Genomic DNA, 8792 nt, shown 5'->3' on the forward strand with positions numbered 1-8792 from the left:
AGACCCCAAGAAAACCGATGCGTTCGGCCCGGTTACGTGTAAATCGGCCATGGGTTTTTAAACCTGAAAAAATATTCCTCGGCTGGCGGACCACGGGCTCTGTTGGATTGATCGGCGTATGGATACTATGCGCGCCATGCGCATATCCCCTGATCACCCCCTGCTGTTACGAATCGTCGACGACCTGGCCGAGCGTGGCTGGTCGCAGCAGAATATTTTCCTGCCGGACAGTCTCACCCGTGAGCTGGCGCTTGAGTGTCGCCAGCGGGCAGCCCAGGGTGAACTTGCGCCCGCAGCGGTCGGGCGCGGCCCTGCGCAGGAAGTGCGTGAAGGGATTCGGGGTGATCACATTCAGTGGCTGGAACCGGGACAGGCCGAGCCTTGCGACCGTTACCTGGAGCTGATGGACAGCTTGCGTCAGGCGCTCAATCGCGGGCTGTTCCTGGGGCTTGAGGATTACGAGAGCCATTTCGCGCTGTACCCGCCGGGCGCTTTCTATCGCAAGCACGTTGACCGTTTCCGCGACGACGACAAGCGCATGGTGTCGGCGGTGATCTACCTCAATGACGCGTGGCTGCCGGAGCATGGCGGTCAACTGCGCATGTTCCTCAAGGACGGCGCCGAGTATGACGTGCAACCCACCGGTGGATGTCTGGTGGTGTTTCTCTCCGGCGACATGCCGCATGAAGTCCTGCCTTCTACCCGCGAGCGCCTGTCGCTGACCGGCTGGTTCCGCCGACGGGGCAATGAGCCGTTTGAGCTTTGAGCGACCTGCGGCTGGCGACTCATACTCACGGCTGAGATCCGATCTGCTGTGGGAGCGGTCGTCATTCAGCAGGGCTGTCGGGGCCGCGAAAACATGAAATCTTCTACATAAATCCGGTTAGCTGCACACGTCGGTCTCAAGCGGGGCTAAGGTACAGGCCATGCTTGAGCGTTTATCAGTGGGTCGTGAAACGGCCCTTTGCGCTCACGGTCCGACGCCAAGCGTTCACAAGATCAAGAACCGGAGAGATCATGAAGACCCTATTCGCAAGAACTGCCCTGGCTGGCCTGCTCCTTGGCTCGACCTTTCTGGCTCAGGCTGCCGATGTGCCACGGACCCCTTCGCCCGCTGGCGCCGAGGTTTACATCATCTCGCCCAAGGACGGCGCTGTCGTCAGCGGTGCGTTCAAAGTTCAGTTCGGCCTCAAGGGTATGGGCGTCGCACCTGCGGGCGTTGACGTGCCAGACACGGGTCACCATCACCTGCTGATCGACGTGAAGGATCAGCCGGACATGAACGCGCCCCTGCCGACCACCGACAACATTCGTCACTTCGGCAAAGGCCAGACCGAAACCGAACTGAACCTCACCCCGGGTAAACACACCTTGCAGCTGCTGATGGGTGACAAGAGCCACGTGCCGCTGAACCCGGTGGTTGAGTCGCAGAAGATCACGATTACGGTGAAGTGACGCATTTGTAGGCGTGGGTGACGCCTTTCCCTGTGGGAGCGAATTTATTCGCGATGCTGAGTTTCAGGCGATAAATCTGTATTGGATGCACCGCCCTCATCGCGAATGAATTCGCTCCCACAGAAGGTGTGCCGACCGTGTAGCGCATTAACGGCAGGCACAAAAAAGGAGACCCGAAGGTCTCCTTTTTTCATGGCCCTGAAAAAGCGGCTTAGAACAGAACGCGGCTACGGATGGTGCCTTTGATGTGCTGCAGCTTCTCTTGCGCCAGGTCCGAGTATTCGGCGTCGACGTCGATGACCACATAACCGACTTTCTCGTTGGTCTGCAGGAACTGACCGGAGATGTTGATGCCGTTTTCTGCGAACACCTTGTTGATCTCGCTGAGCACGCCCGGGATGTTTTCGTGAATGTGCAGCAGACGGTGCTTGCCCGGGTGAGCCGGCAGGGCCACTTCAGGGAAGTTGACCGAGGACACCGACGTACCGTTGTCGCTGTACTTGACCAGCTTCTCGGCCACTTCCAGACCGATGTTGGCCTGGGCTTCGGCGGTGGAGCCACCGATGTGCGGGGTCAGGATCACGTTGTCCAGGCCACGCAGGGGGCTTTCGAAGATGTCATCGTTGGAGCGAGGCTCGACCGGGAACACGTCGATGGCCGCGCCGATCAGGTGCTGGTCCTTGATCGCGCTGGCCAGGGCGTCGAGATCCACCACAGTGCCGCGCGCGGCGTTGATCAGGATCGCGCCTTTCTTCATGGCGCGGATTTCTTTCTCGCCAATCATCATTTGCGTGGACGGCAGCTCAGGCACGTGCAGCGAGACGATGTCGGCCAGGCCCAGCAACTCGGTCAGGCTAGGGACCTGGGTCGCGTTGCCCAGCGGCAGCTTGGTCAGCGGGTCGAAGAAGAACACCTGCATGCCCAGGCTTTCAGCCAGAACCGACAGCTGAGTACCGATAGAGCCGTAGCCGATGATGCCCAGTTTCTTGCCACGGATTTCGAACGAGTTGGCAGCGCTTTTGATCCAGCCACCACGGTGGCAGGACGCGTTCTTTTCCGGGATGCCGCGCAGCAGCAGAATCGCCTCGGCCAGCACCAGTTCCGCCACCGAACGGGTGTTGGAATAGGGGGCGTTGAAGACGGCGATACCACGCTCGCGAGCGGCGTTCAGGTCGACCTGGTTGGTACCGATGCAGAAGCAGCCCACCGCGACCAGTTTCTTGGCGCAGTCGAACATTTCTTCGGTCAGTTGAGTGCGAGAACGGATACCGATGAAGTGAGCGTCGGCAATCTTTTCCTTCAGCTCGGCTTCCGGCAGAGACTTGGTGTGGTACTCGATGCTGGTGTAACCGGCGGCCTTGAGGACGTCGACTGCGGATTGGTGGACGCCTTCGAGAAGAAGGAACTTGATCTTGCTCTTGTCGAGGGAAGTCTTGCTCATCTGCGTAAACCTGTGTCCCGGAAAAAAATGGCAGGGAATGGACAGCTTGAGCTGGCCTCACGGCGCAACGGCGCCATCGCAGGTCGGCCTCAGGCACGTCTCTGCGGGGGCGGTATGCTAGCATATGTGCCCCGCTAAATACCCGCTCCTGCGACGTGAAGCGTTCTCAGGATGACCATGAATAGTTCGAGAGTTCGCCCATGATCGACGTTGCCGTAATCGAAGCGCTGAAGACCTTGGTTGAGCCCGGAAAAGTCCTCACGGACGCGGCCTCCCTTGAAGCTTATGGCAAGGACTGGACCCGTCAGTACACCCCTGCGCCCAGCGCCATTGTCTTCCCCAAAACCACCGAACAGGTTCAAGCCATTGTGCTGTGGGCCAACGAGCACAGGGTCGCACTGGTGCCTTCCGGCGGCCGGACCGGGCTGTCCGGCGCGGCGGTGGCGATGAACGGCGAGGTGGTGGTTTCGTTCGATTACATGAACCAGATCCTCGAACTCAACGTCACCGATCGCACCGTGCGCTGCCAGCCAGGCGTGGTCACTAAACAGCTGCAGAACTTCGCGGAAGAAAACGGCCTTTATTACCCGGTGGACTTCGCCTCGTCCGGCTCCAGTCAGATCGGCGGCAACATCGGCACCAATGCGGGCGGGATCAAGGTCATTCGCTACGGCATGACCCGTAACTGGGTGTCCGGCTTGAAGGTGGTCACCGGGAAGGGCGACATCCTCGAGCTGAACAAGGACCTGATCAAGAACGCCACCGGCTACGACCTGCGTCAGTTGTTCATCGGCGCCGAAGGCACGCTCGGCTTTGTCGTCGAGGCGACGATGCGTCTGGACCGCGCGCCCAAGAACCTGACCTGCATGGTTTTGGGTACACCGGATTTCGACGCGATCATGCCGGTGCTGCATGCGTTTCACGGCAAGCTCGACCTGACAGCGTTCGAGTTTTTCTCCGACAAGGGGCTAGCCCGCATCATGGCGCGGGGCGATGTGCCCGAGCCGTTTGCGACCAAGACCCCGTTCTATGCCCTGCTGGAATTCGAGGCGAGCAACGACGAGATCGCCAACGAGGCGCTGGCAACATTCGAACACTGCGTGGAACAAGGCTGGGTTATTGATGGCGTGATGAGCCAGAGCCAGCAGCAGTTGCAGAACCTGTGGAAACTGCGCGAGTACCTGTCCGAAACCATCTCCCACTGGACGCCGTACAAAAACGACATCTCGGTCACTGTGTCGAAAGTCCCGGCGTTCCTGAACGAGATCGACGCAATCGTCAGCGAGCACTACCCCGACTTCGAGGTCGTCTGGTACGGCCACATCGGTGACGGCAACCTGCACTTGAATATCCTCAAGCCGGAAGACTTGCCCAAGGAAGAGTTCTTCGCCAAGTGCGCCACCGTCAACAAGTGGGTGTTCGAGATCGTTGAGAAGTACAACGGCTCGATCTCGGCCGAGCATGGCGTTGGCCTGGTCAAACGCGACTACCTCGAGTACAGCCGCTCGCCCGTGGAAATCGACTACATGAAAGCGGTCAAGGCGGTGTTCGACCCCAATGGCATCATGAACCCCGGAAAGATTTTCACGGTGTAAGCTTCGCTCTGCCCGCTGGCCGTTTCACACGATAAAGACAAGCAGCAAGACCCGTATTCAGGAGCGCTCATGAGCTATCAGCACAAGTATGTCGACGGTACCAAGGTCCATTTTCCCTTGGGTAAAGTGGTCTGCATCGGCCGTAACTACGCCGAACACGCCAAGGAACTGGATAACCCGGTGCCAACCGAGCCCCTTCTGTTCATCAAACCCGGCAGCTGCGTGGTCGGGATCGAAGGCGGCTTCACCATCCCGCAGGACCGTGGCTCGGTGCACTACGAAGCTGAAATCGTGGTACTGATCGGCAAACCGCTGAGCAAGAACCCGAGCCGGGAAGAAGTGCTGGATGCGATCTCCGGTTTCGCGCCGGGCCTTGATCTGACGCTGCGCGACGTGCAGTCCAAATTGAAGGAGAAAGGCCTGCCTTGGGAGATCGCCAAATCGTTCGACGGCGCGGCGGTGATTGCGCCGTTCGTGTCGGCCGACGCGTACCCGGACCTGGCCGACATCGCCATTCGCCTGACCGTCAACGGCGAAGTGCGCCAGGACGGCAACAGCAGCCAGATGCTCAACCCCATCGTGCCGATGATTCAGCACATGGCCTCGCAATTCTCGCTGCAGGCAGGCGACCTGATCATGACCGGCACGCCTGCGGGCGTCGGGCCGTTTCAGGTCGGCGACGACATCGTGTTGGAGCTACCGGGCCAAAGCCGTTTCGAAAGCGACGTTCGCTGATTCATGACGGGTTCGGCTATTGAAGGCCGCTTGTGAGGGTTCACAAGCGGCTTTTTTTGTTTCAGGGACACACCGGTTTGCCAGGTTGCCGTTTTTTTCACAACCGATCTGGATAATCCGTCGCCGACCGCAGCGCCTTGCCGCTGTGCCAATGAAAACTTTCAGGATCGTTTCGATGGCCGTTGATGCACAACAACTGAGCAAGCCCCCGCGTCGCACGCGTTTTCAATGGTCCTGGTTGTTGATTGCCCTGGTGGTGATCCTCGTCGGCCTGTCGTACGCATGGCATTGGGACGATCGGGGCTTGTTGTGGTTGCGCGAGCAAAGTGCTTCCGCCGAGCAGCGTGCGGCCAGCGTCTGGCTGCCGGACTACAAAGTCGATATCGACGGCAAGTCGATGGTAGGACTGGAAAAGGACGAGGCGTCGGATCTGTCCTATGACCCGGTCAGCAAAACCCTGTACTCGGTGATGGGCAAGAACGCATTCCTGGCTGAGCTGAGCCTGACCGGAGACGTTTTGCGCAAAATCCCGTTGGTGGGCTGGAGCAACCCGGAAGGGGTGATGGTGTTGGGCAATGGCTTGATTGCCATTGTCGACGAGCGTCAGCACTTGATGACGATGGTCACGGTGACGCCTGACACCAAGACCCTGGACATCAAGGACTTCCCGAAATACGACCTGGGCCCGTCGGTCGATCAGAACAAAGCGTTCGAAGGCGTGACCTGGGACGCCAGGAACCAGCAGATCTTGCTGGGCGAAGAGCGCCCGCCCGCGCTGTTCAGCTGGAAGTCCGATGGCAGCGCCATCTTGAAGGGCGACAAGCGCAAGCTGGTGAACGACAACCTGATCATGCGCAACCTGTCTGCGCTGTACGCCGACCAGAAAACCGGGCATCTGCTGGTGTTGTCGGCTGAGTCGCACCTGTTGCTGGAGCTGGACGAAAAGGGCAACAAGGTGAGTTTCATGGCGCTGGTCACGGGTCTGAATGGTCTGGCTCATACCATTCCTCGCGCCGAAGGCGTCACCATGGACGAGAATCGCACTATTTATATGGTCAGCGAGCCGAACCTGTTTTATTCGTTCAAGAAGAAGTAAAAGGAAGCGATTCCGGCATTCCGGGTTGACTGGACGTTTTTGATTCTGGTCGCAGATCGCGGGACAAGCGCCGCTCCTGCGCCCTCCGGGCAGAAGCCAGATCAGCGCGCGCTTTAAGGCTGGTTTCAGGATAGGGTGATATTAAAGCGCCTCCTGTTTGTCGCCGAGCTCACTGCATGCGTCGTTTGTCGCCCTTCAAAATCGTCCTGCTCACGCTGCTGGTTCTGTGCGTGCTCGCGGGTTCCTACCTTGTCGCCCGCGAATACCGCGTCGTCGAGCGTCTCTGGTTCAACTGGCATGTGTTCTGGCAGGCCAGCGATGCACAAGCGCTGGGGCTCGATGATTATGAGGTGGTGATCGAGGCTCGCGTCATTGATGGGTTGCCAGACAATGTCTCGGCGCTGAGCTACGACCCGCACCGAAAAACCCTGTTCACGGTCACCAATAAAAACCCGGAGCTGGTTGAGCTGAGCCTCGACGGGCGCATCGTGCGGCGAATTCCCCTCACCGGCTTCGGTGACGCCGAGGCCGTCGAATACATCAGCCCCGGCACCTATGTGATCAGCGACGAGTACAACCAGCGACTGATCAAGGTGCACATCGACGACAACACGCTGTTTCTGGATTCTGCCGATGCCGAGCAACTGACGTTGGGTATCGACGCCGGCGGCAACAGCGGTTTCGAGGGCCTGGCGTATGACAACCAGGGCCAGCGCCTGTTTGTGGCCAAAGAGCGCAAGCCGGTTCAGATCATCGAAGTGCGCGGTTTTCCCAATCTTGCCCCGGGCTCGCCCAATGTCCTTGAGGTGACCTCCAGTAAACGGCGTGATGCCGGATTGTTCGTGCGGGACCTTTCCAGCTTGCAGTTCGATGAGCTCAGCGGGCACTTGCTGGCGCTGTCGGATGAGTCTCGACAAATACTGGAGCTTGATACGCAGGGCAGGCCCGTCGGCAACGTGTCGCTGAGCAAAGGCAGCATGGGCTTGAGCAAAAGCGTGCCGCAGGCGGAGGGAATCGCGATGGGGGATGACGGGACGTTGTACGTGGTGAGCGAGCCGAACCTGTTTTATGTGTTCAGGAAGAAGTAACCGACACTCACGTTTCATGGCTGCGCTGTACCTGTGGGAGCGCATTCATTCGCGATGCGATGGCACATCCGATGGAGATGTAGCGGATGTCCGGGCCCATCGCGAATGAATTTGCTCCCACAGGGTTTTAGTCCAGCGCTGCGCTGCGTTGATCGAAAAGTGATCAGCGCTTCAGGGTTTTCACGCCTTCCTGAGTGCCCAACAGCAGCAGGTCAGCCGGACGTGCCGCGAACAGGCCGTTGGTGACCACGCCGACGATGGCGTTGATCTGGGCTTCGAGCTCCACCGGGTGGGTGATGCTCATGTTGTGAACGTCGAGGATGATGTTGCCGTTGTCGGTCAGCACGCCTTCGCGGTACACCGGGTCGCCGCCCAGCTTCACCAGTTGGCGTGCAACGTGGCTGCGGGCCATCGGGATCACTTCGACCGGCAGCGGGAATGCGCCCAGCACAGGCACCAGCTTGCTGCCGTCTGCGATGCAAATGAACGTCTTGGCCACAGCGGCCACGATCTTCTCGCGGGTCAGGGCTGCGCCGCCGCCTTTGATCAGGTTCAGGTGCTCGTCACTTTCGTCCGCGCCGTCCACGTAGAACTCCAGGTCGCTCACGGTATTGAGCTCATACACCGGAATGCCGTGGCCTTTGAGGCGAGCGGCGGTGGCTTCGGAGCTGGCGACGGCGCCGTCGAATGCGCCCTTGTGTTGAGCCAGCGCGTCAATGAAGCAGTTGGCGGTGGAGCCTGTGCCGACACCCACGATGCTTTTGTCGTCGAGTTTCGGAAGGATGAAGTCGACAGCGGCCTGGGCGACGGCCTGTTTGAGTTGATCCTGGGTCATGCGGGTGGGCTCCACGAGGGCCTGAGGTTAAGGGCAACTGTAGGAGCGCGCTTGCCCGCGAAGAGGTCTGTACAGCCGACACATCCATGTCGCCTGTTACTGCTCATCGCGGGCAAGCGCGCTCCTACAGGGAATAGCAATATGCCGAGGGCCGGCATTATAACGACATGCCGTGGTTAAAGCCTGACTCTTAGTGTGGTCGTGCGTCGGGTCGCGGGGTAGACTTCTCGGCCTTGCCCCTTTCGCCAGTGATGCTTTCCCGATGCTCGAACAGTACGTCAAGAAAATCCTCACCTCGCGCGTCTACGACGTGGCCGTGGAAACCCCTCTGCACGGTGCTCGTCAGCTGTCCGAGCGGCTGGGCAACCAGGTGCTGCTCAAGCGCGAAGACCTGCAGCCGGTGTTCTCGTTCAAGATCCGTGGCGCCTACAACAAGCTGGCGCAGCTGAGCCCGGAAGAGCTGGCGCGGGGCGTGGTCACGGCGTCGGCGGGCAACCACGCGCAAGGCCTGGCGCTGGCGGCGAAGACCCTGGGTGTGTCGGCGACG

9 protein-coding genes are annotated in these 8792 nt (G+C 59.7%); 7 read left to right on the forward strand and 2 right to left on the reverse strand.

All coding sequences use genetic code 11. The annotated features are described in order from the left end of the window. The first annotated feature begins 127 nt into the window (after positions 1–127). Both BLS87_RS28665 and BLS87_RS28670 read left to right on the forward strand, forming a co-directional pair. Positions 128–766, forward strand: coding sequence for a 2OG-Fe(II) oxygenase (locus tag BLS87_RS28665; RefSeq protein ID WP_074758102.1), 639 nt, complete (start codon positions 128–130; stop codon positions 764–766). Positions 767–1017: 251 nt separating this feature from the next. After that, positions 1018–1455 carry a DUF4399 domain-containing protein gene (locus tag BLS87_RS28670; RefSeq protein WP_074758104.1) on the forward strand — a complete coding sequence of 146 codons (438 nt, stop codon included), beginning with the start codon at positions 1018–1020 and terminating at the stop codon, positions 1453–1455. Between the two features lie 211 nt (positions 1456–1666). On the opposite strand, the gene serA is transcribed toward BLS87_RS28670, so the two are convergent. After that, complete coding sequence (gene serA / locus BLS87_RS28675; protein WP_074758106.1) at positions 1667–2896, reverse strand: phosphoglycerate dehydrogenase; 1230 nt, start codon at positions 2894–2896, stop codon at positions 1667–1669. Positions 2897–3096: 200 nt separating this feature from the next. Here serA and BLS87_RS28680 point away from each other — a divergent pair, with 200 nt between their 5' ends. The 4 genes from BLS87_RS28680 to BLS87_RS28695 all read left to right on the forward strand — a co-directional run bounded on the left by BLS87_RS28680 (position 3097) and on the right by BLS87_RS28695 (position 7410). Beyond that, the gene (locus tag BLS87_RS28680) at positions 3097–4491 is read left to right on the forward strand and encodes an FAD-binding oxidoreductase (protein WP_074758108.1); all 1395 of its coding nucleotides are present in this window, start codon (positions 3097–3099) and stop codon (positions 4489–4491) included. A gap of 69 nt (positions 4492–4560) precedes the next feature. Further along, positions 4561–5226 carry a fumarylacetoacetate hydrolase family protein gene (locus BLS87_RS28685; RefSeq protein WP_074758110.1) on the forward strand — a complete coding sequence of 222 codons (666 nt, stop codon included), beginning with the start codon at positions 4561–4563 and terminating at the stop codon, positions 5224–5226. 175 nt (positions 5227–5401) lie between these two features. Then, on the forward strand, positions 5402–6322 hold the full coding sequence (locus tag BLS87_RS28690) for an SdiA-regulated domain-containing protein (protein WP_074758112.1): 921 nt from the start codon (positions 5402–5404) through the stop codon (positions 6320–6322). A gap of 176 nt (positions 6323–6498) precedes the next feature. Further along, positions 6499–7410: an SdiA-regulated domain-containing protein gene (locus BLS87_RS28695; RefSeq protein WP_074758114.1), complete on the forward strand. Its 912-nt coding sequence runs from the start codon at positions 6499–6501 to the stop codon at positions 7408–7410. A gap of 163 nt (positions 7411–7573) precedes the next feature. Here the strand turns inward: BLS87_RS28695 and rpiA are convergent, their stop codons facing one another. Beyond that, positions 7574–8245 (reverse strand): ribose-5-phosphate isomerase RpiA, encoded by a 672-nt coding sequence (rpiA, locus tag BLS87_RS28700; protein ID WP_074758116.1) that lies wholly within the window; start codon positions 8243–8245, stop codon positions 7574–7576. A gap of 262 nt (positions 8246–8507) precedes the next feature. On the opposite strand from rpiA, the gene BLS87_RS28705 reads away from it, so the two are divergent. Further along, positions 8508–8792, forward strand: a 285-nt coding sequence (locus tag BLS87_RS28705; RefSeq protein WP_143024500.1) for a pyridoxal-phosphate dependent enzyme, incomplete at its 3' end; no start/stop codon positions are given.

Origin of the sequence: Pseudomonas abietaniphila, from assembly GCF_900100795.1 — a bacterium.
Lineage (GTDB): Bacteria > Pseudomonadota > Gammaproteobacteria > Pseudomonadales > Pseudomonadaceae > Aquipseudomonas > Aquipseudomonas abietaniphila.

What these genes read in the sequence shown, in the direction of transcription:
- BLS87_RS28685 (WP_074758110.1), top strand. Translation starts at nt 4,561, where the DNA reads ATGAGCTATCAGCACAAGTATGTCGACGGTACCAAGGTCCATTTTCCC.
- rpiA (WP_074758116.1), bottom strand. Translation starts at nt 8,245, where the DNA reads ATGACCCAGGATCAACTCAAACAGGCCGTCGCCCAGGCCGCTGTCGAC.
- BLS87_RS28680 (WP_074758108.1), top strand. Translation starts at nt 3,097, where the DNA reads ATGATCGACGTTGCCGTAATCGAAGCGCTGAAGACCTTGGTTGAGCCC.
- BLS87_RS28690 (WP_074758112.1), top strand. Translation starts at nt 5,402, where the DNA reads ATGGCCGTTGATGCACAACAACTGAGCAAGCCCCCGCGTCGCACGCGT.
- BLS87_RS28665 (WP_074758102.1), top strand. Translation starts at nt 128, where the DNA reads ATGCGCGCCATGCGCATATCCCCTGATCACCCCCTGCTGTTACGAATC.
- serA (WP_074758106.1), bottom strand. Translation starts at nt 2,896, where the DNA reads ATGAGCAAGACTTCCCTCGACAAGAGCAAGATCAAGTTCCTTCTTCTC.
- BLS87_RS28670 (WP_074758104.1), top strand. Translation starts at nt 1,018, where the DNA reads ATGAAGACCCTATTCGCAAGAACTGCCCTGGCTGGCCTGCTCCTTGGC.
- BLS87_RS28695 (WP_074758114.1), top strand. Translation starts at nt 6,499, where the DNA reads ATGCGTCGTTTGTCGCCCTTCAAAATCGTCCTGCTCACGCTGCTGGTT.